This is a genomic window from Acinetobacter sp. AOR14_HL, from assembly GCF_027855175.1.
Taxonomy (GTDB): domain Bacteria; phylum Pseudomonadota; class Gammaproteobacteria; order Pseudomonadales; family Moraxellaceae; genus Acinetobacter; species Acinetobacter calcoaceticus.
Genome location: NZ_JAKTII010000019.1, coordinates 18,004 through 44,136 on the forward strand (window position 1 = coordinate 18,004; position 26,133 = coordinate 44,136).

At 39.1% G+C, this 26,133-nt stretch carries 29 protein-coding genes; 7 read left to right on the plus strand and 22 right to left on the minus strand.

The window, feature by feature from the left end; all coding sequences use genetic code 11:
- Nucleotides 1–5 precede the first annotated feature (5 nt).
- A complete protein-coding gene (ppx, locus tag MKL38_RS17285; protein WP_017388337.1) occupies nt 6–1,526 on the minus strand; it encodes an exopolyphosphatase in 1,521 nt (506 codons plus the stop codon).
- 279 nt (nt 1,527–1,805) lie between these two features.
- Here ppx and trxA point away from each other — a divergent pair, with 279 nt between their 5' ends.
- Together trxA and rho are read left to right on the plus strand one after the other, a co-directional pair.
- On the plus strand, nt 1,806–2,132 hold the full coding sequence (trxA, locus tag MKL38_RS17290; RefSeq protein ID WP_003655060.1) for a thioredoxin: 327 nt from the start codon (nt 1,806–1,808) through the stop codon (nt 2,130–2,132).
- A 322-nt stretch (nt 2,133–2,454) separates the two neighbouring features.
- On the plus strand, nt 2,455–3,723 hold the full coding sequence (rho, locus tag MKL38_RS17295; protein WP_003655059.1) for a transcription termination factor Rho: 1,269 nt from the start codon (nt 2,455–2,457) through the stop codon (nt 3,721–3,723).
- Between the two features lie 158 nt (nt 3,724–3,881).
- Here the strand turns inward: rho and MKL38_RS17300 are convergent, their stop codons facing one another.
- Entirely contained in the window at nt 3,882–4,040 is a 159-nt protein-coding gene (locus MKL38_RS17300; RefSeq protein WP_270903904.1) for a hypothetical protein, read from the minus strand.
- 94 nt (nt 4,041–4,134) lie between these two features.
- Between MKL38_RS17300 and MKL38_RS17305 the strand changes: the two genes are divergently transcribed.
- Complete coding sequence (locus MKL38_RS17305; RefSeq protein WP_270903905.1) at nt 4,135–4,383, plus strand: hypothetical protein; 249 nt, start codon at nt 4,135–4,137, stop codon at nt 4,381–4,383.
- A 166-nt stretch (nt 4,384–4,549) separates the two neighbouring features.
- Here MKL38_RS17305 and MKL38_RS17310 read toward each other — a convergent pair whose 3' ends face one another.
- From MKL38_RS17310 to pheS, 3 genes are read right to left on the minus strand one after another with little or no spacing between them, the layout of a single operon-like run.
- A complete protein-coding gene (locus MKL38_RS17310) occupies nt 4,550–4,846 on the minus strand; it encodes an integration host factor subunit alpha (protein ID WP_000126166.1) in 297 nt (98 codons plus the stop codon).
- Nucleotides 4,843–7,224, minus strand: a complete 2,382-nt coding sequence (gene pheT / locus MKL38_RS17315) for a phenylalanine--tRNA ligase subunit beta (protein WP_270903906.1) — start codon at nt 7,222–7,224, stop codon at nt 4,843–4,845. The genes MKL38_RS17310 and pheT overlap by 4 nt, the downstream gene beginning before the upstream one ends.
- 32 nt (nt 7,225–7,256) lie before the next feature.
- Nucleotides 7,257–8,237 carry a phenylalanine--tRNA ligase subunit alpha gene (gene pheS, locus MKL38_RS17320; RefSeq protein WP_003655056.1) on the minus strand — a complete coding sequence of 327 codons (981 nt, stop codon included), beginning with the start codon at nt 8,235–8,237 and terminating at the stop codon, nt 7,257–7,259.
- 158 nt (nt 8,238–8,395) lie between these two features.
- Between pheS and MKL38_RS17325 the strand changes: the two genes are divergently transcribed.
- Complete coding sequence (locus MKL38_RS17325) at nt 8,396–9,388, plus strand: hypothetical protein (RefSeq protein ID WP_270903931.1); 993 nt, start codon at nt 8,396–8,398, stop codon at nt 9,386–9,388.
- 6 nt (nt 9,389–9,394) lie between these two features.
- Here MKL38_RS17325 and MKL38_RS17330 read toward each other — a convergent pair whose 3' ends face one another.
- The 4 genes from MKL38_RS17330 to rpmI all read right to left on the minus strand — a co-directional run bounded on the left by MKL38_RS17330 (nt 9,395) and on the right by rpmI (nt 11,168).
- The gene (locus MKL38_RS17330) at nt 9,395–9,898 is read right to left on the minus strand and encodes a GNAT family N-acetyltransferase (RefSeq protein WP_270903907.1); all 504 of its coding nucleotides are present in this window, start codon (nt 9,896–9,898) and stop codon (nt 9,395–9,397) included.
- 65 nt (nt 9,899–9,963) lie between these two features.
- Nucleotides 9,964–10,512 (minus strand): NADAR family protein, encoded by a 549-nt coding sequence (locus tag MKL38_RS17335; protein WP_270903908.1) that lies wholly within the window; start codon nt 10,510–10,512, stop codon nt 9,964–9,966.
- A 90-nt stretch (nt 10,513–10,602) separates the two neighbouring features.
- Nucleotides 10,603–10,962: a 50S ribosomal protein L20 gene (gene rplT, locus MKL38_RS17340; RefSeq protein WP_000124858.1), complete on the minus strand. Its 360-nt coding sequence runs from the start codon at nt 10,960–10,962 to the stop codon at nt 10,603–10,605.
- Nucleotides 10,963–10,973: 11 nt separating this feature from the next.
- On the minus strand, nt 10,974–11,168 hold the full coding sequence (gene rpmI, locus MKL38_RS17345; RefSeq protein WP_003655048.1) for a 50S ribosomal protein L35: 195 nt from the start codon (nt 11,166–11,168) through the stop codon (nt 10,974–10,976).
- A 236-nt stretch (nt 11,169–11,404) separates the two neighbouring features.
- Between rpmI and nreB the strand changes: the two genes are divergently transcribed.
- Nucleotides 11,405–12,658, plus strand: a complete 1,254-nt coding sequence (gene nreB / locus MKL38_RS17350) for a nickel resistance MFS transporter NreB (protein WP_270903909.1) — start codon at nt 11,405–11,407, stop codon at nt 12,656–12,658.
- A gap of 45 nt (nt 12,659–12,703) precedes the next feature.
- Here nreB and MKL38_RS17355 read toward each other — a convergent pair whose 3' ends face one another.
- The 4 genes from MKL38_RS17355 to thrS form a co-directional block, all read right to left on the minus strand.
- Entirely contained in the window at nt 12,704–13,132 is a 429-nt protein-coding gene (locus tag MKL38_RS17355) for a YqaA family protein (protein WP_270903910.1), read from the minus strand.
- A 57-nt stretch (nt 13,133–13,189) separates the two neighbouring features.
- On the minus strand, nt 13,190–13,810 hold the full coding sequence (locus tag MKL38_RS17360) for a glutathione S-transferase N-terminal domain-containing protein (protein WP_270903911.1): 621 nt from the start codon (nt 13,808–13,810) through the stop codon (nt 13,190–13,192).
- 229 nt (nt 13,811–14,039) lie between these two features.
- Nucleotides 14,040–14,591 carry a translation initiation factor IF-3 gene (gene infC / locus MKL38_RS17365; protein WP_080592984.1) on the minus strand — a complete coding sequence of 184 codons (552 nt, stop codon included), beginning with the start codon at nt 14,589–14,591 and terminating at the stop codon, nt 14,040–14,042.
- A gap of 5 nt (nt 14,592–14,596) precedes the next feature.
- On the minus strand, nt 14,597–16,519 hold the full coding sequence (thrS, locus tag MKL38_RS17370; protein WP_003655037.1) for a threonine--tRNA ligase: 1,923 nt from the start codon (nt 16,517–16,519) through the stop codon (nt 14,597–14,599).
- Nucleotides 16,520–16,912: 393 nt separating this feature from the next.
- On the opposite strand from thrS, the gene MKL38_RS17375 reads away from it, so the two are divergent.
- Nucleotides 16,913–18,550, plus strand: a complete 1,638-nt coding sequence (locus MKL38_RS17375) for an acyl-CoA synthetase (RefSeq protein ID WP_270903912.1) — start codon at nt 16,913–16,915, stop codon at nt 18,548–18,550.
- 47 nt (nt 18,551–18,597) lie between these two features.
- Here MKL38_RS17375 and yjgA read toward each other — a convergent pair whose 3' ends face one another.
- The 9 genes from yjgA to mazG all read right to left on the minus strand — a co-directional run bounded on the left by yjgA (nt 18,598) and on the right by mazG (nt 25,233).
- On the minus strand, nt 18,598–19,134 hold the full coding sequence (gene yjgA, locus MKL38_RS17380; RefSeq protein ID WP_005036793.1) for a ribosome biogenesis factor YjgA: 537 nt from the start codon (nt 19,132–19,134) through the stop codon (nt 18,598–18,600).
- A 2-nt stretch (nt 19,135–19,136) separates the two neighbouring features.
- Nucleotides 19,137–19,406, minus strand: a complete 270-nt coding sequence (locus tag MKL38_RS17385; RefSeq protein ID WP_013198928.1) for an HPr family phosphocarrier protein — start codon at nt 19,404–19,406, stop codon at nt 19,137–19,139.
- A complete protein-coding gene (gene rapZ / locus MKL38_RS17390) occupies nt 19,403–20,254 on the minus strand; it encodes an RNase adapter RapZ (protein WP_003655028.1) in 852 nt (283 codons plus the stop codon). Before rapZ ends, MKL38_RS17385 begins: the two co-directional genes overlap by 4 nt.
- A 23-nt stretch (nt 20,255–20,277) precedes the next feature.
- Complete coding sequence (panC, locus tag MKL38_RS17395) at nt 20,278–21,126, minus strand: pantoate--beta-alanine ligase (RefSeq protein ID WP_005036795.1); 849 nt, start codon at nt 21,124–21,126, stop codon at nt 20,278–20,280.
- A gap of 3 nt (nt 21,127–21,129) precedes the next feature.
- Entirely contained in the window at nt 21,130–21,939 is an 810-nt protein-coding gene (gene panB / locus MKL38_RS17400) for a 3-methyl-2-oxobutanoate hydroxymethyltransferase (RefSeq protein ID WP_231761908.1), read from the minus strand.
- A gap of 46 nt (nt 21,940–21,985) precedes the next feature.
- A complete protein-coding gene (folK, locus tag MKL38_RS17405; protein ID WP_209831613.1) occupies nt 21,986–22,468 on the minus strand; it encodes a 2-amino-4-hydroxy-6-hydroxymethyldihydropteridine diphosphokinase in 483 nt (160 codons plus the stop codon).
- Nucleotides 22,465–23,928 (minus strand): polynucleotide adenylyltransferase PcnB, encoded by a 1,464-nt coding sequence (gene pcnB, locus MKL38_RS17410; RefSeq protein ID WP_003655021.1) that lies wholly within the window; start codon nt 23,926–23,928, stop codon nt 22,465–22,467. Before pcnB ends, folK begins: the two co-directional genes overlap by 4 nt.
- Nucleotides 23,929–24,053: 125 nt before the next feature.
- Nucleotides 24,054–24,458: a ComEA family DNA-binding protein gene (locus MKL38_RS17415; protein ID WP_270903913.1), complete on the minus strand. Its 405-nt coding sequence runs from the start codon at nt 24,456–24,458 to the stop codon at nt 24,054–24,056.
- Nucleotides 24,427–25,233: a nucleoside triphosphate pyrophosphohydrolase gene (gene mazG, locus MKL38_RS17420; protein WP_270903914.1), complete on the minus strand. Its 807-nt coding sequence runs from the start codon at nt 25,231–25,233 to the stop codon at nt 24,427–24,429. Before mazG ends, MKL38_RS17415 begins: the two co-directional genes overlap by 32 nt.
- 112 nt (nt 25,234–25,345) lie before the next feature.
- On the opposite strand from mazG, the gene MKL38_RS17425 reads away from it, so the two are divergent.
- Nucleotides 25,346–26,119 (plus strand): SDR family oxidoreductase, encoded by a 774-nt coding sequence (locus tag MKL38_RS17425; protein ID WP_003655015.1) that lies wholly within the window; start codon nt 25,346–25,348, stop codon nt 26,117–26,119.
- The last annotated feature ends 14 nt before the right edge of the window (nt 26,120–26,133 follow it).

Genomic DNA, 26,133 nt, shown 5'->3' on the forward strand with positions numbered 1-26,133 from the left:
TCCCTTTAATCGATAAATTTTTCCGACTGAATATTCAATTCAATGTCCCAATGCTTAAACTGCTCTTGCTCATCATGCAAGTCGGCAACTAACAATGGCCATTGTTTGGCATCACCAGAAACACTAAGCTGCCATTGTTGATCATTTATGATGGTCAGTTCAATGGCAGGAAGCATCTGATCACTTCGACTATGGTTGAGTAAAACTGCTAGGCGAAGCAATAAACTTAAGTAAAGTAATTTATGACCACCAGCCTTCAAAATTTCGTTTTTTACATCATTTCGTAATTTACGACGATGATGAGCAACTAAATGTGAAAGATGATTTTGATCAATTTGCGAGAAACCCGGAATATCAGAATGCTGTAATAAATAAGCACCATGGCGATGATAACCACCATGACTAATTGCTAAACCAATTTCATGTAAATAAGCTGACCGACGCAGTAAGTCACTGTCTTCACTCGTTAAATTAAGAGATTTAGCAACACCATCAAATAATTGTTGTGCTGTCTTGACAACACGTTCTGCTTGTTTAGGGTCGGCATTATAACGGCCCATTAGAGCTTGTACACTGCGGTCGCGGATATCTTCATGTTTAAATCGACCTAATAGGTCATACATAACACCTTCGCGTAATGCACCATCAGAATATGCCAAACGATCAATTTCTAGAACTTCAAAAACTGCGTACAAAATTGCCAATCCGGCTGGCAAAACTGCTCGTCGATCTTCTCTTAATCCTTCAAAATCAATTTCAGAAACATTTTTAAACTTAAGTAATTTATCTTTAAGTTTGTATAACCCTTCTCGAGTGACATTTTCTTGTTCATCACTTAAGCCCATATTAACCATAATTTGGCGACAGGCTTTAATCGTTCCACTCGAACCAACGACAGTATCCCACCCCTCCATTTTATAAGTCGTTGCAATAGCAGAAAGCTCTTTACGGGCAGCAACTACGGCCTTATCAAATGATTTCTGAGTAATTTCCCCATCAGCAAAATAAGCTGTTGTATAGGCCACACAACCCATTTGTAATGATTCGGTGTAAATCGGTTCAAACTCTTCACCGATAATGAATTCAGTAGAACCCCCACCAATATCAACAACTAAGCGACGTCCACCATTAGCCATGGTATGCGATACACCCAAATAGATCAGACGAGCTTCTTCTCGCCCTGCAATAATTTCAATAGGTTTAGGTAAAATTTCTGCAGCTTTTTGGATAAATTCATGACCATTTTTTGCCTGACGCAAGGCATTAGTAGCCACAATTCGTAAACGATTAGGTTGAACAGAACTCAATCTTCCAACAAAACGCGCTAGACATGCCAAACCACGTTGCTGAGCTGCTTCTGTTAAATTTTTATTCTCATCTAAACCAGCTGCAAGCTGTACTTTTTCTGACATCGAAGCAACTTTTTTAACTTCACCGTGATCTACCCGTGCAATTGCAAGGTGAAAGCTGTTCGACCCCATATCTATGGCGGCAAGTAATTCTTCATCAATCAGAAAGTCAGACATTATTGAACTAAACCCATAACAATTCACGCCTAGAGTAATTCACAAGAATGCAATTGAAAAGCCATTTTCATCATCAATTAACTGTCATTTATATTTTTCTATTTATGAGTTGATTGTACAAGTCGATGATGAATATCGTGAGCATCCATTAGACAAATTTAGTTAAGCCTTGAATAATAGCATCAAACCCTTACATTGAACTAAGTAGCTATGTAATACTGATAGAGATAATTTTCTCCTGTAGTAATAGCACTTTTTTCTAAAAATTGGAGCCGTACCATGTCTGCGACTATTGTAAATACAACTGATGATAACTTCCAAGCAGATGTTCTAGACGCTGAAACACCTGTGCTTGTTGACTTCTGGGCAGGTTGGTGTGCACCTTGTAAAGCAATTGCACCTGTTCTTGAAGACTTATCAAGTGAATATGCTGGTAAAGTAAAAATTGTTAAAGTTGATGTGACTTCTTGCGAAGATATTGCGGTGAAATACAATATCCGTAATATTCCTGCTTTATTACTTTTCAAAAATGGTGAAGTCGTAGCTCAACAAATTGGCGCTGTACCTCGCTCTAAACTTGTTAGCTTTATTGATGAAAATGTTTAAGTCAAAATGCTAAGAATGAAAATACGCTATACTTTTTTATAGCGTATTTTTTTCGGCTATAAATTGACAAATTAACTAAGCTGGCTTATATTACATGCTCAAGAGGCACTGAAGGGAATCATCTTCGTCCGGCTTCTTACAAGACACAAACATAAAGATCGCCACTCGGCAACAGAAATTGTTTTTTCACATTTTTCTTCGAAACAATCAATCAGACTTCTGAATTGTTATTGTGTAAATACAATTGCGATAATCTTTTTTGTATGCGAGCGATTTTTCTTCTTTTTAAACCACACTCTACTCTTTCCTAATTCTGACCCTTATGAATTTAACTGAACTCAAGAAAAAACCAATTGGTGAATTAATTAAAATTGCTGAATTTATGGGCCTGGAAGGTATGGCTCGTAACCGAAAGCAAGATATTATCTTTGCCATTTTGAAACGCCATGCAATGAATGGCGAAGAAATTTTTGGTGATGGCGTTCTTGAAATTCTCTCTGATGGTTTTGGTTTTTTGCGCTCTGCCGCAGGTTCGTATTTAGCAGGTCCGGATGATATTTATGTGAGTCCCTCACAAATCCGACGCTTTAACTTGCGTACAGGCGATACCATCACAGGTACTATTCGCCCTCCAAAAGAAGGTGAGCGTTATTTTGCGTTGCTCAAAGTTAACCAGATTAACTATGACACGCCAGAAAATTCTCGAAATAAAATTCTATTTGAAAACTTAACCCCCCTTTTCCCAACCGAACAATTGGTTATGGAACTAGGTAATGGTACGACAGAAGACTTAACTTCTCGTGTGGTTGACTTAGTTGCGCCAATTGGTAAAGGTCAACGTTCTATTATTGTTGCACCGCCAAAAGCGGGTAAAACAATGTTACTTCAAAATATTGCTCAATCTATTGTTAGAAACAATCCTGAAGTATTCCTGATTGTTCTATTAATTGACGAGCGTCCAGAAGAAGTAACCGAAATGGAACGTACTGTTCGCGGTGAAGTCATTGCTTCAACCTTTGATGAAGCTCCTGCTCGCCACGTACAAGTTGCAGAAATGGTGATTGAAAAAGCAAAACGTCTTGTTGAACATAAAAAAGACGTTGTGATTTTGCTTGACTCTATTACCCGTTTAGCGCGTGCATATAACACTGTCATTCCTTCATCAGGTAAAGTATTAACTGGTGGTGTAGATGCTCACGCATTAGAGCGCCCTAAACGCTTCTTCGGTGCTGCACGTAATATTGAAGAAGGCGGATCTCTTACGATCATCTCAACTGCTTTGATTGAAACAGGCAGTAAAATGGATGACGTAATTTATGAAGAATTCAAAGGTACAGGTAACCAAGAGATTACTCTTGATCGCCGTATTGCTGAAAAACGCGTCTTCCCTGCTATGAATATTAAGAAATCTGGCACCCGTCGTGAAGAGCGTTTAATGGATGATGATAACCTACGTAAAGTATGGATCCTCCGCAAGCTTCTTCATCCTATGGATGAGTTGGCGGCAATGGAATTCTTACTTGATCGCATGAAAGAAACTAAAACAAATGATGATTTCTTCGATCAAATGAAACGTAAAGCTTCAACTTAATCGATTAATCTTCAATAAAAAGCCACTCTTTTGAGTGGCTTTTTATTTGGTTGACAAGCTTTACACAAAAATACATTTTGCAGTTTTTTATGTAAAATTATTTATAAGATTTTGATAATAAATATTTTTGAATTAAAAAAATTAAGTTTTTTAGTGGCTTACCTCCACCTTTTCCAATGTACTCGGGCTGATTGATTGTTTTTTTCTGTTAAAAAACAGACTGTTTTTCTCTTTTTCATACGTTTTTTTGACAGACAGCAGTAGTATTTCAGCATTTGCAGTGATAGCATAGCGGCAGACCAGTTAGACTGCTCCATGCGTTGTTACCTAGCTACGTTTTAGGAATAATAAAAGCAAAACAGTCCAACTTAGGTTTTTTTAATCTCAAATCTTTTTTGTGAGAGTGATGCCATGTTATTCAAAAAATTTGCTGTTGCTGCTGCTGTAGCTGCTACTTTAGCTTTCGTTGGTTGTTCTAAGAAAGAAGAAGCTCCTGCTGCTGCTGCTTCTGAAGCTGTAGCTGCTGCTTCTGAAGCTACTACTGCTGCTTCTGAAGCTGCTACTGCTGCTTCTGAAGCTGTTGATGCTGCTTCTGAAGCTTCTGCTGCTGCTGCTTCTGCACCTGCTGCTTCTGAAGCTGCTGCTTCTGCTGCACACTAATCTATATACTAGATTAGAAAAAAGAGGACATTTTGTCCTCTTTTTTTATGCCTAAATTTTAAGTTCTAACAATCCCCCCGCTTACAATGCCACTCTAAAGCGGGACATCATTAAAGTTAAATAAGATTATATAAAGCTATTTAACATATAAATAAAAAAAAGCAGATCAATCGATCTGCTCATTTCCAACGCGTTGTCTAAATTTCTGACCCGCTCTGAAGGTCACTACACGGCGAGCAGAAATCGGAATTTCTTCGCCTGTCTTCGGATTACGTCCTGGACGTTCGCGTTTATCTCTTAATTCAAAATTACCAAAACCAGAGAGCTTAACCTGCTCCCCTGCAATAAGTGCTTGGCTAATTTCGTCGAAGAACAACTCGACCATTTGTTTTGCTTCACGGCGATTTAAGCTGGTTAACTCACTTAAATGATCAGCCATGTCTGCTTTAGTTAATGCTGTCATGAGGCCCTCAATGTCGCTTGATAAGTGTTTTCTAACACTTGGATAATATTGTCCATACCAGATTTAATTTCAGCATCTTCAAGCGTACGTGAAGGATGTTGCCACAATAGTGCAAACGCTAATGAGCGCTTACCATCTTCGACACCCTGCCCCGTATACACATCGAATAACCATGTAGAGTCTAAAAGCTCTCCACCAGTTTTTTCGATTAACTGCTGAATATCTCTAACATTTATATTATCAGAGATTAAAAGCGCAATATCACGTCTAATCGAAGGAAAACGTGATAATTCTGTAAAATTAGATACATAAGATTGCAAAACTGCTGTTTGATCAAGCTCTGCAACCCAAGTTGTGCTTAAATCTAGCTCATTTTCTAGAGAGGGGTGCAAACGACCCAAATAACCAATTGACTTACCATCTACTAAAATTTCAGCCGATTGCCCTGGGTGCAACCACGCACGTTCTGAACGAACGTATTCAACACTTACACGCCCAGCAGCCAAAATCTCCTCTACTTCACCTTTGAAATCAAAGAAATCCATTGGTTGAGGCTTAGCATGCCAAGATTCTGGTGCTTGCGAGCCTACTGCCACTAGAGCCAAGGTAGGAGTCTGTTGCAAGTCTTCAATACTCTTAGCATTTTGATAATCAAAACGCAGTCCGAATTCAAAGAAACGAACACGACTTTGCTGACGGTTGAGATTATATTGTACGCAAGGAATTAAACTAGAAAGTAAAGTACTACGCATTGCAGCCAAATCACTTGAAATTGGATTTGCTAGCATCAGTGGCTTAACTTCTGGATTTAATTGCTTTTCAAGTTTAGCATCTGCAAAGCTAAAGCTAATTGCTTCTTGATAACCTAATGTCACAATCGTTTGACGCAGCTCAGCGAGCTCAAAGCGATCTTGATATTTAGCAAATTTAACATCCATGCTTGGTAAGCTAATCTGGATATTGTCATAGCCATCAATACGCGCAACTTCTTCAATTAAGTCTTGATAAATTGCCATATCATAGCGATGTGATGGTGGAACTACACTCCACTCACCTTCAGCTTTAACAGTTACCTCACACCCTAGTCGGGTTAAAGCATCTGCAATGAACTCACCCGCAACTTGATATCCCAATAATTGATCTACCTGAACTTGTTTCAGTTCAATGGCTTCACGTTTTGGAAGTAAGTCAGTTTTTTCAGCTACAGTAATTGGGCCAAATTCACCACCCGCTAACTCTTGAATAAGCTGCGAAGCACGGTTCATCGCAATTAACGGCAATTCAAAATCTACACCACGTTCATAACGCTGCGAAGAGTCTGTATGCAAACCAAAACGACGAGCACGACCAGCAATCGCGAGTGGCGCGAAGCAAGCACTTTCTAGGAAGATATCAGTCGTGTCATCGGTTACACTTGATGCTAAACCACCCATAATTCCAGCAATTGCTAAAGCTTTTTGGTCATCAGCAATCACCATAATATCTTCTTGCAACTCAACTTCTTGATCATTTAGAAGTTGTAACTTTTCTTGTTGTGTTGCTTGACGAACATGTACAGTCCCTTCGATTTTAGACAAATCGAATGCATGCATTGGTTGACCCAATTCCATTAAGACGTAGTTGGTCACATCAACCAAAATACTATGAGTACGAATTCCTGAACGCGATAACGCCTGTTGCATCCATTCGGGAGTAGCAGCTTTTATATTAACGTTTTTAACTACACGCCCTAAGTAACGCGGAGCGCCTTCAGTACTGATAACTACTTTTTTCTCATCAGCAATGGTGGCAGCAACCGTATTAATTACAGGCTCAATCATTTCTAGCTTATTAATAACTGAAATTTCACGGGCAATACCACGAATACTAAAACAGTCACCACGGTTTGGCGTAATACTGATATCAATGACATTGTCATCAAGTTTGAGGTATTCACGGATATTTACTCCTACTGGAGCATCCGCTGGCAGTTCGAGCAAACCATCGATTTTATCTTCAAGATCAATCTCAGAAGCACCACAAAGCATCCCTTGTGACTCAACTCCACGAAGCTTACCTTTTTTGATTTTAAAATCGCCAGGCAATACGGCCCCAATGGTTGCAACTGGAGCTTTCATTCCAACGCGAACGTTAGGTGCGCCACATACAATTTGCAGAGGCTCACCTGAACCAATATTAATAGTTGTTACACGCAGACGGTCTGCATCAGGATGCTGCTCAACAGTTAATACTTCACCGATTACAACACCTGTAAATGGTTTAGCCACAGGTGCTAATTCATCAACTTCAAGACCAAGCATCGTCAACTGATCAGACAATGTATCACTATCAATTGCTGGGTTAACCCATGTGCGTAACCAATTTTCGCTAATCTTCATCTTTATAAACCTTATTTAATCCTGAAAAACTGTTAGGCAAATTGGCGTAAGAAACGCACATCATTTTGATAGAACATACGCAAGTCATTAATGCCATAACGCAACATTGCAAAACGCTCTACCCCTAAACCAAAAGCAAAGCCTTTGTATTTATCAGGATCAATACCAGCAGCACGTAATACATTTGGATGTACCATGCCACAGCCTAAAACTTCTAACCAACGGCCACGTTCATCCATAATATCTACTTCCGCACTTGGTTCAGTAAACGGGAAATATGATGGACGGAAACGTACCTTTAAATCTTTTTCAAAAAATTCATTAAGCAGATTAATCAATAAACCTTTTAACTCAGCAAAGCTGGTGTTCTCGGCAACGTATAGACCTTCGATCTGATGGAACATAGGTGAATGTGTTTGATCTGAGTCACAACGATAAACACGCCCAGGACATACAATACGAATTGGCGGTTCACTTGTTTCCATTGTACGAATCTGTACACCAGAAGTATGCGTACGCAGTAAATGAGTGGCATCAAAATAGAAAGTATCGTGCATAGCACGCGCTGGATGGTGACCAGGAATATTTAATGCTTCAAAATTATGATAGTCATCTTCAACTTCCGGACCAGTCGCGACTGTAAAACCAGCTTTAGTGAAGAACTGACAAATTCTTTCTTGTACTTGGGTAACAGGATGGACTGTACCAACACGCTGACCGCGGCCCGGCAAAGTAATATCAATCGTTTCACTTGCTAGCTTTTGCTCAAGTGCTGCCTGCTGTAATGCTGCTTGACGTTCTGTTAAAGCAGTATTAATTGTTTCTCGAACAGCATGAATCGCAGCACCTTGTACTTTGCGTTCTTCAGGGTCCATTTTCCCTAATGCTTTCGATTGTTCTGCAAGCTGGCTTTTTTTCCCTGTAAATTGCACACGTACCTGATCAAGTGCAACAAGGTCTTGAGCTGCTGCAATGGCAGCAAGCGCTTCTGTGGTCAGGGCTTCCAGTGACATATTAACTCTCAAAGCAACAAATTAAAAAAATATAATAAAACACTGCATTCTAACAGTTTTTCATCGAATTGATGAAGTTTATCCATCATGAAAAATGTATTAGGCAACAAAAAGATAAAACGTATAAGATAATAGCATCGTCAATGAGATCAACTATTATGGCGCTCAATCAGATTTGGAAACAACAACTTACGCTTGTGACGTATGGGAATGAATACCTCTGCCAGAATTTAAGCTTTAACCAATGGCGACAACATCATATTTTTGATCACCATAGTTTTCAATTTCGTGACTTAGCTTCTCAGCATTTGCTTGCCCAACACTTTCAAGTTTGGTTGGAAGCTTTAAAAAAACAAGGCACCACTCAGCTTAGCTTACATTTATCAAGCCTTCTAAATGAAGAGCAAAATCCAAACAGCAATGTTGAGCTTTTACCTTATACTCATTTTATTGTGAGCCATGAAAATAATAAGAAATTTGCATGGATTTTCGGCTATGAACTTGCTGAATGGTATAACAATGACAATGAGTTTGAAGCCCCTCCTTCACAAACCTGCGAACTTCGTTTAGAAACTTTCTGGCGTTTTGAACTAACTGAAAAATTATCAAAAAAAATTGAAGCAGATTTAAAAAATCCGCCATGGCAAGAAATAGCGGACTTTATGGATAGTGAATTATTTCGTAGTAAATATGCAGCAGGTTTTGAAGAACCAGAGTTTCAAAAAGCTTATTTTGATGGTACAAACATTACGAGCCAAGCACCAAAACTTGCTTTAATTCCAGAGAATTATCCTGCAGATTATGCTCACCAGCTTTTATGTCGTACTCAAGCATTAACCAACTATTTAGAACAAAAGAAGCGACTTGCAAATGATCCTTTAGGAGAAGAGCTAGACCAAGAACAACTCATTAATTTAAGAAATTTTACGCAAAAAACTGATGATTTGTTTGCCAAGCTTATTGTTAAGACGGCTAATCACTACCAAACAGCTCAAATAATTCCAGTCATTAAGGCTTCTCCATTCGAGCAATCAAATGAAAATCCACAACATTTGAAATCTCACCACCATAAAGGCACTGGTTCAGGCGTGATTAAGCTGATTGTTTTAACGATTATTATTTGTGCCTTGGCTTATTATTTTGGCCTTTAATCAAGATTACAATTCCCATTGATAAAGTAATTCTGTTATTTCGAAACCGAACTCAGGCAGCTCGGTTTCGCCAATTATTTTGGCTCCCATTTTTTCATAGAAGAAACGGCTTGGATTTTTATTAAAAACATCTAAACGAATAAAAGCGTAACCTTGATTTAATGCACATTGATAGAACTTTTGAAATAACTCACGGCCTATACCTTGCCTTTGAATTTCTTTCAAAAGATAAAAGGCAAGAATTTCAGCAGTGTTATTCTCTGGGTTCAGATAACCATCGAGAAAGCCTTTTACCACCCCATGTTCAGTATAGATAAATAACTTATGATCAGGGCTTTTGGCTATTTCTTTCCACAGTAGCTCCTTATCTAATACTTTAAGCTCATCCAATATTTCTTGCTTAAGCATACCTGTATAAGTTTCTTTCCAACACTGTACATGCACTTCTGCAATAGATAATGCATCCTTAAAAGTGGCTATACGAATTTCTCTTCCATTTAATGATTTCAATTCGTTCCCCGCACATCACTACTTTTTAAAATTAAGTATCATTTTTTAATACAAATTTATTGAGCTCAAAGCTGCTCCCGAACATGCATTAAAGCAAAGCCCAATAAATTTAAACCTTGCCATTGAAATGGGTCTTGAATATATAAATGATCTTGCACCATACCAATTCCCCAAATTCTATCTACTGGAGATGCTTCAACCAAAATACGATCTTTCGTAGCTAATAAGAATTCTTTCAATTCAGGATGCTGAGAGAATTTAGCAAAGTTCGCCTGCACCACGATATCAAAACGTTTTTCTTGCCATATCTTTTCATCATAATTGCGCACTTTACGACCTAGTTGTTTTGCTTCATTCGGATGTTTAACTTGCAAGATCTGTGCAAAGATTTCTTCATCATTAAATAATTTTGCTTTTTGCGCCATCATATAGTGCTCAGCAGTAAAGTATTCAATACCTTCATCTTTAAATTGCACTGGATACCACTGACTAAAACAACTCTTATCAATAAGATCAGCTTGCTTAGGAGTATGCCCCCAAAAATATAAATATTTAAACTGATCACCTTTTTGCACTTTTTGAATTAAGTCATCTAAAAAATTTTCATCTTTCATAATTTATCTCTGGTTATTATCTTTTTTAAAACAGAACCACTAAAAATAAAAAAGACCGCTAAAAAGCGGCCTCTTTTTGAATCTCTAAGCTTATGCAGCTAATGCGCCTTTAGCTTTTTCAGCTAAAGCAGCAAATGCTACTGCATCATGCATAGCGATGTCAGCTAATACGCGACGGTCGATGATCACTTGAGCTTTTTTCAAGCCATCGATCATACGGCTGTAAGACAAACCGTTTTGACGAGCACCAGCATTGATACGCGCAATCCATAGAGCACGGAATTGACGTTTCTTTTGACGGCGGTCACGATAAGCGTATTGACCAGCTTTGATTACCGCTTGGAACGCTACGCGGTAAACGCGTGAACGAGCACCATAGTAACCTTTAGCGCGAGCAAGAATTTTTTTGTGACGACGATGAGCCACTACACCACGTTTTACACGAGCCATTTATAATCTCCTTAGATGTATGGGCACATACGACGAACTGAGTTCACGTCAGAAACATGAACCATTACACAGCCGCGTAATTGACGGATACGTTTAGCAGATTTTTTGGTCAAAATGTGGCGCTTAAATGCTTGTTTGCGCTTAAAACCGTGTGCAGTCGCTTTGAAGCGTTTAGCAGCACCACGGCGAGTTTTCATCTTAGGCATAACAACCTCTTTTGAACACCTGTTCGGAACGTTTGCACCATTGCAAAAACGACCTGCAGGTAAGGGAGCCGATATTCTAAAGCATCCCAACTTAAAACAAAAGTAAAATGCTCATTTTTTGATATTAAACTGTCTATTTTATATAAACGTTATTTTCTATAATCAATTATCAAATTACGAGAAAATCCATAAAATCATCCCCTATAATAAGTGCAATCGCTTAAATTCAAAAGAATATGAATATACAAAATGATGCTTTCGCTGCATTACGGTATCGGGATTTCTCTATCGTTACGATCAATCAATTTTGCTTAACGCTCGCAATTTTGATTCAAGAAATTATTGTTGCCTACTCATTATATCAAATCACCAAAGATCCACTGACCTTAGGTTTAATCGGACTTGCAGAAGCAATTCCATTTATTGCCCTTTCTCTTTGGGGAGGTTATTTCGCAGATAGGTTTAATAAACAGCTTATTATGAAAATCTGTTTATTTTTCTCGGTTCCTCTTCCCTTGGTTTTATGGTTACTTTTCCACTTACATGGTTTAGAACACATCAGTGTTAACTTCCTTTCTTGGGGCATTTATACAGTCATTTTTGGCTTAGGAACAATCCGCGGTTTCTACAATCCGTCTGCAACATCATTAAAACCATTTTTAATTCCACGTGAACTCTATGCAAATGGTGCGACATGGACAACGATAGGCTGGCAAAGTGGTGTAATTATCGGTCCAATGCTTGGTGGCTTTATGCTTGCTTATTTAGGACGGGAAACCAGCCTATTTAGTGTGGCTGCTTTACTCGCTATTTGCTTTATTTTAATTAACTTACTGCATAAACGTAGTTTCCCTAAAATTGAAACTGACAATATTTTAGAAAGTCTAGGAGATGGTTTCCGTTTTATTTGGAAAACCAAAATTGTTCTTTGGGCCATTTCTCTTGATCTAGCTTCTGTTTTATTTGGGGGTGTCATCGCGTTATTACCCATTTTTGCAGAAGATATATTAAAAGTCGGTCCTGAAGGGCTTGGATATTTACGTGCGGCTCCATCTATTGGTGCGCTTGTTACCATGATTGCCTTAACCCGCTTCCCTCCTACTCAACATGCATGGCGTAACATGTTACTTGCTGTAGCAGGTTTTGGAATATTCACCATCCTATTCGCCTTCTCAAACAATATGTGGTTATCTCTTTTCGCTCTTGCTATGACAGGTGCATGTGACAGTATTTCTGTTGTTGTAAGACAAACCATTTTGCAAATTTTCCCACCAGAAAATATGCGGGGACGCGTAGCCGCTGTAAATGGCATGTTTGTGTCTTCGAGTAATGAACTCGGTGCCTTTGAATCTGGTTTAGCGGCTAAATATTTGGGAACTATTACAGCGACTATTTTTGGTGGGTGTATGACGCTTGTTGTTGTGACTTTCTGTTGGCTCAAAACGAATGATCTATTTAAAGTAGACATTACCAAAAGCTCAGAAGATTAATTCAAATAGGTATAAATCAGAGCATCTTCGGATGCTTTTTTTATTTTAAATAAAACCCATTACTACCCAATAAATAAACAAATAGCGCCCTGCTTTGGCAATAAGGACTATACCAAGGAAGCGCCAAAAATTTTCTTTGAACAGCCCAGCAACCAAAGTAATGGGATCGCCAATAATAGGCGTCCAACTCAAAAGTAAGGAGTAAAATCCATATTTATGGTAAAAGCTCTGCGTTTGTTGTAAACGCTTTTCAGAAACTGGAAACCACTTACGATGTTTAAATTGTTCTATCTTTAAGCCTAGCCACCAATTAACGCAAGAACCCAATACATTACCCAAAGTAGCTATGCTAATTAAAAGCAAAGCTGAATATTGCCCCTTTAATAATAAGGTTACCAATACCGCTTCAGACTGTAGAGGTAGTAATGTCGCAGCGCCAAAAGCACTAATAAAAAGCAAAAAGTAACTCAGCATAATCAATCACACCAAACGACTTTTTGCTTTAAGTATTCACTAAATCCAAGCAAGAAATTAAACCACTTTAATTGATAGTGCTTTCTGAACTGCTGGACGTGCTGTTAAACGCACAATATATTCTTGTACGTATGGATAGTCTTCAATCTGAATACCTTGCCATTCATAACGTAAAATCCAAGGTAAAATTGCCATGTCAGCAATAGAGTATTCACCAGCGACAAACTTCTGACCAATGAGTTGTTTGTTAAGTACACTATATAAACGTTTAGTTTCATTAATATAGCGGTCTATCGCATAGGGGATTTTTTCTGGGGCAAAACGATTGAAATGATGATTTTGCCCAAGCATAGGCCCTAAACCACCCATTTGCCACATGAGCCATTGCTCAACCTCAACTCGCTCCTGTTCATCAGTTGGATAATACAATCCAGTTTTTCTACCTAAATATTGCAAGATAGCGCCTGACTCAAATATAGAAATTGGCTCACCACGGGGTCCATCTTGATCAACAATCGCAGGAATTTTATTATTCGGAGAAATTCTCAAGAAGTCTGGTTGAAATTGATCATTTTCTAAAATATTGATTGGGTAAAGGGTGTAATCTAGTCCCATTTCTTCTAAGGCAATTGTGATTTTATGTCCATTGGGAGTTCCCCAATAATATAGATCAATCATTCTATTTTCCTACTCATCGTTATCATGACTGCGTCTTGGTTTATATCATGTTTTAAGAGAGACGATTAGATTTGCAACACTAAAAAATACATAAAATTCGTGAATTGAATTTCTTAAAAAAATATACCAATTGTCTTAAATAAAACTGAATAAAGAAAATTTAAATGATCTTTTTTTATTGATATGTGGGTAAAAAAAAGCACTGCTTTTGCAGTGCTTTTTTTGAGTATTACTTTTTCTTTTTCGGTCCAAGTAACATACCCATTTGACGGCCTTCCATTTTTGGTGCTTGTTCCACAACCCCAAACTCGGCTACATCTGCTTCAATTTTTTGTAATTGAGCTAAGCCAAGCTGTTGGTGAGCCATTTCACGACCACGGAAACGTAAAGTAATCTTCACTTTGTTTCCTTCTTCAAGGAATTTCAAAATAGCACGAAGCTTAACTTGATAATCACCAACATCAGTTGCAGGGCGCAGTTTGATTTCCTTCACTTGCACTTGATGCTGTTTTTTCTTCGCATCTTTTTGCTTCTGCTTCAGGTCAAACAAGTGCTTGTTGTAATCCATAATTTTACAAACAGGCGGCTCGGCGTTTGCAACGATCTCAACAAGATCAAGTTCAACCTCTTCAGCAGCACGCAGTGCTTCACTTAATGAAACAATTCCTTTTTGCTCACCTTCAGCACCGACGAGGCGTACTTCTTTTGCACGGATCTCATCATTAATTGCTGGACGGTTGCTTTTTGCACCTTGTTGTTGGTTACGGTCAGGCTGTTTAATCTTTCTTACTCCACAATATACCGGCCACGTTCGGCGACGGCAGACTTCACTAAGTCAATGAATGCATCTACTGACATAGTACCTAAATTTTTTCCTGAGCGGGTACGTACATTCACTGTACCTTCTTCAACTTCTCGATCACCAAGAACTAACAAGTAAGGAATACGCTCTAGAGTACGCTCACGAATCTTAAATCCGATTTTTTCATTTCTCAAGTCAGAAATGGCACGAAGACCATTTTCTTTGAGTTTTGCTACGACTTTCTCACAAGCTTCAGCTTGAGAGTCCGTGATATTCATGACACATGCTTGTAACGGTGACAACCAAGGTGGCATGAAACCAGCGTAGTGTTCAATTAGTATACCAATAAAACGCTCAAAACTGCCAAGAATTGCACGATGCAACATAACAGGCTGATCACGATCATTGTCTTCAGTCACATAAGACGCATCTAAACGCTCTGGTAAGTTGAAGTCACACTGAATAGTACCACATTGCCATACACGTCCGAGACAGTCTTTCAATGAGAATTCAATTTTTGGACCGTAGAACGCACCTTCACCAGGTTGTAATTCCCATTCTAACCCTGCTGCATCTAAAGCATCTGCTAAAGATTTCTCAGCCATATCCCAAAGTGCATCATCACCCACACGTTTTTCTGGACGTGTAGAAAGTTTCATTTGCACTTCTTCAAAGCCAAAATCTTTATAAACATCAAGCGTCAGTTTAATAAAATCTGCAACTTCTTGACCGATTTGTTCTTTAGTACAGAAGATATGTGCATCATCTTGTGTAAATCCACGTACACGCATAATGCCGTGTAAAGAACCAGATGGTTCGTTACGATGACAAGAACCGAACTCTGCTAAACGAATTGGCAAATCACGATAAGACTTCAAACCTTGATTGAAAACTTGCACGTGACATGGGCAGTTCATTGGTTTAACTGCATAATTACGACTTTCAGAATGAGTCGTAAACATGTTGTCTGCATAGTTCGCTGCATGGCCTGATTTTTCCCAAAGCGTAAAGTCTACGATTTGTGGTGTTTTAATCTCAAGGTAACCATTGTCTTGCTGAACTTTACGCATGTATTGTTCAAGAACTTGGTAAATCGTCCAACCGTTTGGATGCCAGAACACCATACCTGGTGCTTCTTCTTGCATATGGAACAAGTCTAGAGCTTTACCAATTTTACGGTGGTCGCGCTTTTCAGCTTCTTCAATACGTTTGATGTATGCAGCAAGCTGTTTCTTATCAGCCCATGCAGTACCATAAATACGTTGAAGCTGTTCGTTCTTCGCATCACCACGCCAGTAAGCGCCAGAGATTTTTGTCAGCTTAAACGATTTTAAAAATTTAGTGTTCGGTACGTGTGGACCACGACACATATCTAAATAATCTTGATGGTAGTACAAGCCCATTTGTGTTTCTTCAGGCATGTCTGCAATCAAGCGTAATTTGTATTCTTCGCCACGTGCAGTAAATTCAGCAATTACTTCATCACGTGGTGTCATTTTTTTAACAACATCGTAATCTTGATCGATGAGCTTTTTCATGCGCTCTTCGACAGCTGCCATATCGTCTAATGTAAAAGGACGTGGCATCCAGATGTCGTAGTAAAAACCTTCTTCAATGACTGGACCAATCACCATCTTGGCTTCAGGGAAAAGCTGTTTAACAGCATGTCCGACAAGGTGTGCACAAGAATGGCGAATAATTTCAAGACCTTCTTCATCTTTTGGAGTGATAATTTGTAAGGTCGAATCTTCGGTAATTAAGTCACATGCATCAACTAAGCGATCATTCACACGTCCAGCAACAGTATTTTTTGCTAGACCAGGCCCGATACTTTGGGCAACTTCCATAACAGATACAGCGTGATCAAAATTCTTTTGATCGCCATTTGGCAATGTGATAATTGGCATAAAAAAATCCTTAAGGAGTGATGCCCTATACGAAGGAGCATTTCACCGCGAGATTATGATCGAGGCGAACCTCAAAATATAAAAACGGTGTAAATCAAAATTAAAAAACCTGAAAGATTTTACACTTGTTCAAGCAAAGTGAAAACCTTTGAGCCCATAAAATCATAAATACATTTTGCTTATGAGGTAAACAGCAATAAATGACTTAAAAACATATTGAGATGATTTTTTAAACATGTTCAACACAAGTGGTTTAAGATGAAGAAAATAGCATTTTTGCTCATTTTCTGACTGGAGGGTATTTCCCTTTAAGACTAAAGCATAAATGCTTTGATGAGTATTAAGTCATATTTTCAAAGAATGAATTAAAAATAGAACACGGAGTTGTTTCACATGGTTAGTGCTTATGATGAATTGCCACGCACACCCGCAAACTTTGTTGCGTTATCGCCTCTACGCTACCTAGAGCGTGCAGCTTATATTTATCCAAATCACGCTTCGATTATTCACGGTAAATGCCAAATTTCATGGAAAGAAACTTACCAACGTTGTTGCCAGTTTGCTTCTCAGCTCAAACAACTCGGAATTGGTAAAAATGATACGGTATCAGTTTTATTGCCTAATGTGCCAGCGATGATCGAAGCACATTTTGCAGTACCGATGACCGGAGCTGTGCTCAATACGCTCAATACACGCTTAGATGCAAAAACAATAGCTTTCATGTTAGAACATGCTGAAAGCAAAGTGCTTTTGGTTGACCCTGAATTTGTTAATCTGGCAAGAGAAGCCCTCTCTCTTATCCCCGACCAACACATTATTGTGATTGATGTAGCTGATGATGAATATGAGGGAGAGAATCAGTTTATTGGCTCTTTTGAATATGAAGAATGGATAGCTCAAGGCGACATTAATTTTGTATGGCATTTACCAGATGATGAATGGGATGCAATTAGCTTAAGCTACACTTCAGGCACAACAGGTAATCCTAAAGGCGTCGTTTATCATCATCGGGGAGCTTATTTAAACGCTGCAAGTAATATATTGGCCTGCGGAATGAAACCTCGTGCTGTGTATTTATGGACATTACCGCTTTTCCATTGTAATGGCTGGTGTTTTGCATGGAGTATTGCAGCTAGTGGTGGAACCAATATTTGTTTGCGCAAGGTCGACCCAGAATTAGTCATGCAACTCATTGCAAAACATAAAGTTGATTATTTCTGTGGTGCCCCTATTGTTCTTTCAATGATTATTAACTTACCTAAAGAAAAGCAAACTGACTTTGATCACCATGTTGAAGTAATGGTTGCCGGAGCCGCTCCTCCAGTTGCTATTATTGAAGGTATGCGCAATATGGGGATTAACGTAAACCATGTGTATGGTTTAACTGAAACTTACGGGCCTTCTGCCTTATGTGCTTCGCAATCTGGATGGAATGAGCTTTCAATTGCTGAACAAGCCCAACTTCATTCCCGTCAAGGCGTGCCCTATCCATTACAAGACAGTATGCGTGTATTAGACCCAGAAACCATGCAACCTGTACCAAACGATGGACAAACCATGGGAGAAATCATGTTCCGTGGCAATATTGTCATGAAAGGATATTTAAAGAATCCCCAAGCAACCCAAGAAGCTTTTGCTGGTGGATGGTTCCATACGGGAGACTTAGCAGTTTGCCATCCCGATGGTTATGCAAAAATTACTGATCGCTCGAAAGACATTATTATTTCTGGTGGAGAAAATATTTCATCTTTAGAAGTAGAGGATGTTTTGTATAAACACCCTGCTGTCTTAACCGCTGCGGTGGTTGCTAAACCCGATGCCCGTTGGCAAGAAGTACCCTGCGCATTTATTGAATTAAAGATGGGTGCTACGGCAACGCCTGAAGAAATTATTGAACATTGCCAAAAAGAGTTAGCACGCTTTAAAGTTCCTAAAGATGTGGTCATTACAGAAATTCCAAAAACATCGACCGGCAAATTACAGAAATTCATTTTGCGTGAATGGGCAAAAGAACGCGCTGAGAATATATAAATAAAAAAAGCGACGCCTTGAGCGTCGCTTTTTTTATTTAAGTGCATTTAGCCTTGATCAGACAATAATGCAATTTGCTGTACATAGTTAACAAATTTAACTTTTGATGCCTCGATATCTGCTTCACTCGCCTGTTGAGTTTTATCGCGGTTGATTCTCAACACATGCTGACGCAAAGTGTGACGTTCCGATGCATTATAAATTTTACTAAATTCAGTAATTGCAGGATCACCCTGTTCAATCATGCGGTCAACCCAACGCATTAATTGAGCCTGTCTTTTTGCGCCTTGCTGCGGGGTTAAATAAGACAAAATAACGGTCTCATCTTCATTGCGCAATAACTTACCAATACGTTGAAATTGGCGACGACGTGCTTCAAAAGAACTAATGTTCTGCACTTCCATTAAAGCATCAATTAAACGCTCATCAACTGGAAGTTTCTGAATTTGTTTAATAGAAAGTTGTGCGAGTTGCTCACCTAAAGCAGCCATGCGTTGCACTGCTTTTTTCTGTTCGGTTTTGCTTGCACGTCCTTCTAAAGAACCGAAATCTTCTTCAGTATAACGTTGGGAACCACGTGCCACGATTAATCTGCCTCATAAAATTTTGCTGCGAATAACGCCAGTACTTCATTTAATGCCTGTTCTTCGTCGGTACCATCAATGACCAATCGCAAAGTGGTCCCTTTACCTGCACCTAACATCAGCAAAGACATAATATTTTTTGCATCTACCAAATGATCGCCTTTTCCAATCTGGATCGACGAACGAAACTTTGTAGTGACCTCTATCAGTTTTCCTGATGCACGAGCATGTAAACCGAGTTTATTAATTACATCAACAGTTGTGTCTATCATGACCAGTGCTTCATTTCTCTGTGTAAGACCTGAACAGACCATTCTGCCTCAAGTGCTTGTTTTAGTCTATCTACGATATAAACCGAACGATGTTGACCTCCAGTGCAACCAATAGAAATCGTCATATAGTGACGATGTCCTTCAGCAAATGCTGGAAGCCATTTTTTTAAGAAGTGAAGAATATCATCAAACATTTCGTTTGCTTGTGGACTTGCTTCTAAAAATTGTCTTACTGGCTCATCCAAACCAGAAAAACGTCTTAATTCTAAATCCCAATGCGGATTTGGTAAATGCCGTACATCAAAAACATAATCGGCATCTAAAGGAATGCCATGTTTATATCCAAAGGACTGCAATATGACAATAAGCTTATCTGACTGCCCCAATTTAGACAGTAAAATATGCTTTAAATCATGAACGCTTTTATCTGTTGTATCAATATGAACCGTAGCGCGGAACTGAATTGGAAGCAGCAACTGCTTTTCTTCATGAATACATTGCAACAGACTTTTAAAACGGTTGGCTAATGGATGTGGACGACGCGATGCACTAAAACGCGCAATCAGATCCTGATCTTGTGTCGTCAAGTAAATAACATCAACCGTCCCATGTCTTTGTAATTGCTCAAACACATGATCGAACTCTTGCATATCTGCCCGAGTACTTCTTACATCCACACCTAAAGCCAATTGCTCTAGGTTATTTTCATGATCTAGCTTTGCCACAATTTCAGGCAGCAATGCCAAAGGCAAATTATCAATACAGTAATAGCCCAAATCTTCTAATACTTGAAGGGCTGAAGATTTTCCTGAACCAGACTGTCCTGTCACGATAAGTATACGCTTCATGGCATGGCTGTCCTTTGATCTCTTTATTGGGGTGTAAAGGCAACTTCTAAATTGTCAATCAAACGGGTTGCACCCAGTTTTGCCGCGACAAATAACACAATATCACGATCAAATTGAGTAGCAGGTAACAGATTTGTCTGACGAGCTTCGACATAATCAACAACAAAACCATTATCTGTCAACTGAGTTTTGATATCTTCTACAACTTGTTGCAAATCTTTGCCTTGATGTAACTGTTGCTCAGCCTGCTTCAAACTTTGGTAAATAACAGGAGCCACCTGACGGTGCTCATCGCTCAAATAACCATTTCTTGAGCTAAGAGCCAAGCCATCTGCTGCACGAACAATTGGCACACCAATCACTTCTAAAGGAATATTTAAATCTTGTACAAACTGGCGAATAACTGCTAACTGCTGGTAATCTTTTTGTCCAAAGAAAGCGTAGTTAGGTTGCACAATATTAAAGAGCTTAGTTACCACCAAAGCTACACCATCAAAGTGTCCCGGACGTGAACTACCACATAAAGCATCTGTAATCTGGTTTACACTTATGTTTGTTAAACGCGGTTGTGTACCGTACATTTGCTCAACTGATGGTGCAAAAATAATGTCACAGCCTACATCGGCAAGCAGACGACTATCTTGTTCTAAAGTACGAGGATAGTTGTCAAAATCTTCGCCTGGACCAAATTGAGTCGGATTTACGAAAATGCTCACAACCACAACATCACATAGCTTTTTCGCTTCACGAACAAGTGTGAGATGTCCTTCATGTAGATTTCCCATTGTTGGGACAAAACCAATAATTTTACGTGCAGCTCTAGCAGGATTTAAAGAGGCTGCAAGACCTTGTATGGTGGTTTCTGTTTTCATGAATTACAGCTCAACGTGAAAAGTATGTTCTTTGGCAGGGAATGACTGATCCTGCACAGCAGCATGGAAAGCTTTAAAGGCATCTAAAATGGCAGTTTCACCTGATTGCTCTTTCATAAAATTACGTACAAAACGCGCAACTCGACCAAAAGTTAAACCCAACATATCTTGTACAACCAATACTTGACCATCGGTTGCATTACCTGCGCCAATACCAATTACAGGCGTATTTGGGAATAATTCAGCAATTTCTTGACCCAACTGAGCAGGAACACATTCAAGTAACAATACCGCTGCGCCCGCCTCAACCACTGCTGTACAATCAGCAATGAGTTGATCTGCCGCTTCACGTGTTCTAGCTTGTAATTTATAGCCACCAAATACATGTACAGATTGAGGTGTTAAGCCTAAATGTACACAAACAGGCACGCCATTACGGGTTAAAACCTGCACGATTTCACTTAACCATGCACCGCCTTCGATTTTCACCATTTGAGCGCCAGCCTGCATGACTGTTCTTGAGTTCTGCAAAGCATCATTTAAGGTTGCATAACTCATGAATGGTAAGTCGGTCATAATCAAGGCATGCTGATTACCACGGCGTACCGCTGCCGTATGATAAGCCATATCTTCAACGGTTACTGGCAAAGTTGAATCTCGCCCTTGAATTGCCATTCCAAGAGAATCACCAATTAAGATTGTATCAATTTCAGCAAGTTCCATTGCTTTTGCCATGCTTGCATCGTAACAAGTTAGACAAGAGAACTTACGTCCTTCGGCTTTAAATTTTCTTAAGTCACTTAGACTAATCATGATGATATCCTCTACAGGAGTTTGCAGAACATAATGAATCGAGAGCTTAAGCCCAAGACTCATCCGCAAGTACAGTCAGCGTTGGCTGCTGTATCAGTTCTAAATTTTTAAGTGGCTGATCATTAATCCGTAAATCAGCATCTAAATCTAATAAGGGAATTACAACAAAATCTCGTTGTAGAATGCCTATGTGCGGCACAGTTAAGCGCTCATTGTGAATTTTTTCATTGCCATAAATAAGCAAATCCAGATCTAAGGTTCGCTCACCCCAACGACGAAGTCGTACACGACCAGCTTCTTGCTCAAAACGTTGTAAATGATCTAGCAAATCTAAAGGCGCAAGATCCGTATTTAATTCTGCAACTGCATTTAAATAATTTGGCTGGTCTTGAGGCCCCATAGGTGGACTTTGATAAAGTCTAGAAACTTTAACCATTCCTAAGGTTTTAAGCTTGGCAATGGCTTCAGATAAAATTTGACGGGAATCGCCTAAATTACTTCCTAAACCAATATAAGTGGTTATTGTCATTGCGTTGGCCCAAAAACAACTTGGCTTAAATCGCGTTGTACCCGCTTACGTTTTAAAATTGGATGATCGCCCATCACGCCTGCGTCCAAAGCAGTCGCTTTTTCAACAAATCGGCTTACTGCCTGATCTTGTCTAGTACGTTCTTTTTTCCCACGGCGAGTGCGCGGTTCCGGAATATCAACCAAAGGTTCAATTTCCGTCTCAACTTTATTATTTTCAATAGGCTCAGCAGCAGCTTTACGACGGTTTCTAGCTTTCTGACGATTATATTGGCTAATAGCAGCTTCTTTTTCGTCATTTGACATTTCTTGGTAGGATTCCCACCAGCTTCCCATTCCTTGTGTTGTGTCATCACCTGACTTTTCACGGAGTAATAGGAAGTCAAAACCCGCACGGAAGCGAGCATGCCCTGCCAATGCTTCTATTTGCTGTGGTTTTGGATTGAGCAAACGAGTCTGCATTTCCCAAACTTCACGAATAAAAGTTTCTGCAAAACGTGGAATAACTGTGCGTGTCGCTTGACGTTTTAAAACATCTAAACCAGCCTGTGCACGCGCTTCGGCTGGCACAATACCTTTAGATAAATAAAATTCACAACGCTCTAAAAACGGTTGCCACAATAAAACCGCATAGAAAAATGCAGGGTTAATTGTTTTACCCACTTGTATACGTTGATCTGTATTCTTTGCTGCTCTTAAAATAAATGCAGTGAGATTAGGCTGAATATCGGCAAAAAGTTGCTTCCAGACACCGAACTCAATCAACATTGGCAGAACACGCGCCAAATGTCCCATTGTGAACAACTTCTGAGATTCATCATATAAACGATGCGGCGAGACATCACGCAATAATTGCGTCATTTCGGCATCAAATATATCGAGAATATTTGAATCAATTTTGAAATTTAACTTGGCTGCAAAGCGTAGAGTTCGCAGCATACGCACAGGGTCTTCTTCAAAACGCTGTGTTGGATCACCCAATAAACGCAAAGTTTTGTTTTTAACATCGTCAATTGCTTTGCAGAAATCGAGCACAATAGCCTTACGCGGTTGGTAATATAAGGTATTGATAGAAAAGTCACGTCGAGCAAAGTCTTGTTCGATGGTACCCCAGTTATTGTCACGTAAAATCATGCCTGAGGCACTCGTAACTGCTTTTTTAGGAGGGGCACGGAATGTTGCAACTTCAATCAGCTCACGCCCTGAATAGACATGTGCCAATTCAAATCGACGACCAATGATTCGGCAACGTCGGCCAAAAACTTCTTTAATTTGAGCAGGTGTCGCATTGGTGACTGCATCGAAATCTTTAGGATTAAACCCTAGCATTAAATCACGGACACCACCCCCAACAATATAAGCTTCATAGCCAGCTTTAGTCAGGCTATCGATCACATCTAAAATCGAAGAAGGAAGTTGGGCTGTGGACAAACCACATTTTGACGCTCGCAAGGTTTGCAAAAGACGCTGTCTCCTACGTCAGGACGTAAATAACAAGTTGTCGCTAATCATAGCTCTAACGCACACAAAGGGCAATTTGATTCTCTGTAGTTTGCGCATGAAATGACAATTGACAAACAGATGATTTATAAACTCAACCGTGTTTTATTCTTTTCAAAAATGGCTGGACCAATGCCCTTTACGTTTTTAAATTCATCAATATTTTTAAAACCGCCATTCTTTTGGCGGTATTCTACAATCGCCTGAGCCTTTTTCTCACCAATCCCTTTTAGCTTTTGAAGCTCATCAATATTGGCTTGATTCAAGTGAACTTGCCCTGAAGAATCAGTCATTGTTGAACTTTTTGAGACATTAGAATGAGATGAGTGTTGCGTACTTAACTTCTGATCATACATCTGCTGTTTAGCTTTCCACTCCTTAAAATTTTGATCGAAAGATTGGGCCTGAATCAGTGTCGATGAAATCAGGCTCCAAAATAAAACAATAAAAATATAATACTTACTCTTCCAAAGATTCATGCTGAGCTGCATGTGTTTTTTCCCCTAACTTTAACTGCCGCTTTGCCTGATTCCACAATTCATCCATTTCAGACAAGGTCATGTCTTCTAATGTTCTTTGCTGTTTTTTCGCTTGATCTTCAATAAAAGCAAAACGGCTTCTAAATTTATGTATTGTTGATAAAAGTGATGTTTCACTTGAAATTGCAAGTTTACGTCCAACATTGACTAATGAAAACAGGCAATCTCCAAACTCATCTTGAATTTCATCAATATTTTGATTTCTTAGTGCCTGTTTGAACTCGTCTAGCTCTTCTTCTAGTTTTCCATAAGCATCTTCTACGGTTTCAAAGTCGAACCCAACTTTTGCTACATTTTCTTGAATTTCTTGTGCCTGCAATAGGGCTGGTCCATGCTTTATTTCATCTAATCTTGATTGCGGCTTGCCTTGTTTTTCTTGCCGTTTAATTTGTTTCCAAAGCTCACTTACTTGCTCTGGCGTTAAGTTATTAAATTGATCTGCCTGAAAAACATGTGGATGGCGGCGAATTAACTTTTCACTTATTGCCTCAACAACATCTTGAAAGTTAAAAGCATCTTGCTCACTAAACATTTGTGATTGAAACACGACTTGTAATAACAAATCGCCTAGCTCATTTCTGATTTCATCGATATTACCCTGACGGACAGCAGCCTCAACTTCATATGCTTCTTCAATCGCATATTTAGTCAGTGACATTGGGGTTTGTTCTTGATCCCACGGACATTTTTCTCGTAACTCTTGCATGATTTTAAGCAATTTATCCATGGTAACCCTCAAGTTTAAAAAGTCGGTCAGTAAAACTAAGATTTTAATTTGTTATGATCAAAATCAAAGCGATTAAATCAGTCGCACTATTGTACTGACAAAGAGAAAAAAGATGAGACACAGTATTCTGATTAGTGGTGCCGCTCAAGGTATTGGGGCAGAAATTGCACGTGTATTTTACCAACAGGGATATAAAGTAGGCATTTATGATATTAATGAGTCGCTTGCTCAAAAACTTGCAAGTGACTTAGGGCCAAATGCATGTGCTGGCTATCTAGATGTAAGTGATTACAACCAATGGCAACACATATTAAAAGAGTTTACTGACTGGGCTGGTGAACTTAACATCTTGGTAAATAACGCCGGTATTTTATATTCTGGTGCATTTGAAACGACTGATATTAAATCCCACCAAAGAACAATAAATATTAATGTAAACGGTGTCATCAATGGCTGTCATGCTGCACTCCCCTATTTAAAGCAAGCTTCTTTTGCACGAGTCATCAATCTCTCTTCAGCTTCTGCAATTTATGGGCAGGCCGATTTGATTTCTTATTCAGCTAGTAAATTTGCTGTTCGCGGAATTACTGAAGGCTTAGATGTGGAATGGAAGAAATACGGTATTCGTGTTTTAGATGTGATGCCGCTATTCGTACAAACTGCAATGGTTAACAATATGGATGCAGGCACTATTCAAAATATGGGGATAGATTTAACTCCAAATGATATTGCTCAGCAGGTGCTTACGCTTGTAGAGAAAAAGGCTCATTTCTGGACGCCAACTCACACTCCAGTTGGCATAAAAACCAAACTACTTTATCAACTTTCGACTTTAAGCCCACAGTTTTTAAATCGACTCACTAACATTTATTTATCAAGAAAGTAATTCGAATTAAAAAG

What these genes read in the sequence shown, in the direction of transcription:
- pheT (WP_270903906.1), bottom strand. Translation starts at nt 7,224, where the DNA reads ATGAAGATTAGCGAAAATTGGTTACGCACATGGGTTAACCCAGCAATT.
- mazG (WP_270903914.1), bottom strand. Translation starts at nt 25,233, where the DNA reads ATGGATAAATTGCTTAAAATCATGCAAGAGTTACGAGAAAAATGTCCG.
- panC (WP_005036795.1), bottom strand. Translation starts at nt 21,126, where the DNA reads ATGAAAACAGAAACCACCATACAAGGTCTTGCAGCCTCTTTAAATCCT.
- MKL38_RS17375 (WP_270903912.1), top strand. Translation starts at nt 16,913, where the DNA reads ATGGTTAGTGCTTATGATGAATTGCCACGCACACCCGCAAACTTTGTT.
- thrS (WP_003655037.1), bottom strand. Translation starts at nt 16,519, where the DNA reads ATGCCAATTATCACATTGCCAAATGGCGATCAAAAGAATTTTGATCAC.
- panB (WP_231761908.1), bottom strand. Translation starts at nt 21,939, where the DNA reads ATGATTAGTCTAAGTGACTTAAGAAAATTTAAAGCCGAAGGACGTAAG.
- rplT (WP_000124858.1), bottom strand. Translation starts at nt 10,962, where the DNA reads ATGGCTCGTGTAAAACGTGGTGTAGTGGCTCATCGTCGTCACAAAAAA.
- rpmI (WP_003655048.1), bottom strand. Translation starts at nt 11,168, where the DNA reads ATGCCTAAGATGAAAACTCGCCGTGGTGCTGCTAAACGCTTCAAAGCG.
- rapZ (WP_003655028.1), bottom strand. Translation starts at nt 20,254, where the DNA reads ATGAAGCGTATACTTATCGTGACAGGACAGTCTGGTTCAGGAAAATCT.
- pheS (WP_003655056.1), bottom strand. Translation starts at nt 8,237, where the DNA reads ATGTCACTGGAAGCCCTGACCACAGAAGCGCTTGCTGCCATTGCAGCA.
- MKL38_RS17335 (WP_270903908.1), bottom strand. Translation starts at nt 10,512, where the DNA reads ATGAAAGATGAAAATTTTTTAGATGACTTAATTCAAAAAGTGCAAAAA.
- MKL38_RS17325 (WP_270903931.1), top strand. Translation starts at nt 8,396, where the DNA reads ATGGCGCTCAATCAGATTTGGAAACAACAACTTACGCTTGTGACGTAT.
- rho (WP_003655059.1), top strand. Translation starts at nt 2,455, where the DNA reads ATGAATTTAACTGAACTCAAGAAAAAACCAATTGGTGAATTAATTAAA.
- MKL38_RS17385 (WP_013198928.1), bottom strand. Translation starts at nt 19,406, where the DNA reads ATGATAGACACAACTGTTGATGTAATTAATAAACTCGGTTTACATGCT.
- MKL38_RS17425 (WP_003655015.1), top strand. Translation starts at nt 25,346, where the DNA reads ATGAGACACAGTATTCTGATTAGTGGTGCCGCTCAAGGTATTGGGGCA.
- nreB (WP_270903909.1), top strand. Translation starts at nt 11,405, where the DNA reads ATGAATATACAAAATGATGCTTTCGCTGCATTACGGTATCGGGATTTC.
- MKL38_RS17355 (WP_270903910.1), bottom strand. Translation starts at nt 13,132, where the DNA reads ATGCTGAGTTACTTTTTGCTTTTTATTAGTGCTTTTGGCGCTGCGACA.
- folK (WP_209831613.1), bottom strand. Translation starts at nt 22,468, where the DNA reads ATGACAATAACCACTTATATTGGTTTAGGAAGTAATTTAGGCGATTCC.
- MKL38_RS17310 (WP_000126166.1), bottom strand. Translation starts at nt 4,846, where the DNA reads ATGACAGCATTAACTAAAGCAGACATGGCTGATCATTTAAGTGAGTTA.
- MKL38_RS17305 (WP_270903905.1), top strand. Translation starts at nt 4,135, where the DNA reads ATGTTATTCAAAAAATTTGCTGTTGCTGCTGCTGTAGCTGCTACTTTA.
- MKL38_RS17415 (WP_270903913.1), bottom strand. Translation starts at nt 24,458, where the DNA reads ATGCAGCTCAGCATGAATCTTTGGAAGAGTAAGTATTATATTTTTATT.
- ppx (WP_017388337.1), bottom strand. Translation starts at nt 1,526, where the DNA reads ATGTCTGACTTTCTGATTGATGAAGAATTACTTGCCGCCATAGATATG.
- MKL38_RS17300 (WP_270903904.1), bottom strand. Translation starts at nt 4,040, where the DNA reads ATGGAGCAGTCTAACTGGTCTGCCGCTATGCTATCACTGCAAATGCTG.
- MKL38_RS17360 (WP_270903911.1), bottom strand. Translation starts at nt 13,810, where the DNA reads ATGATTGATCTATATTATTGGGGAACTCCCAATGGACATAAAATCACA.
- trxA (WP_003655060.1), top strand. Translation starts at nt 1,806, where the DNA reads ATGTCTGCGACTATTGTAAATACAACTGATGATAACTTCCAAGCAGAT.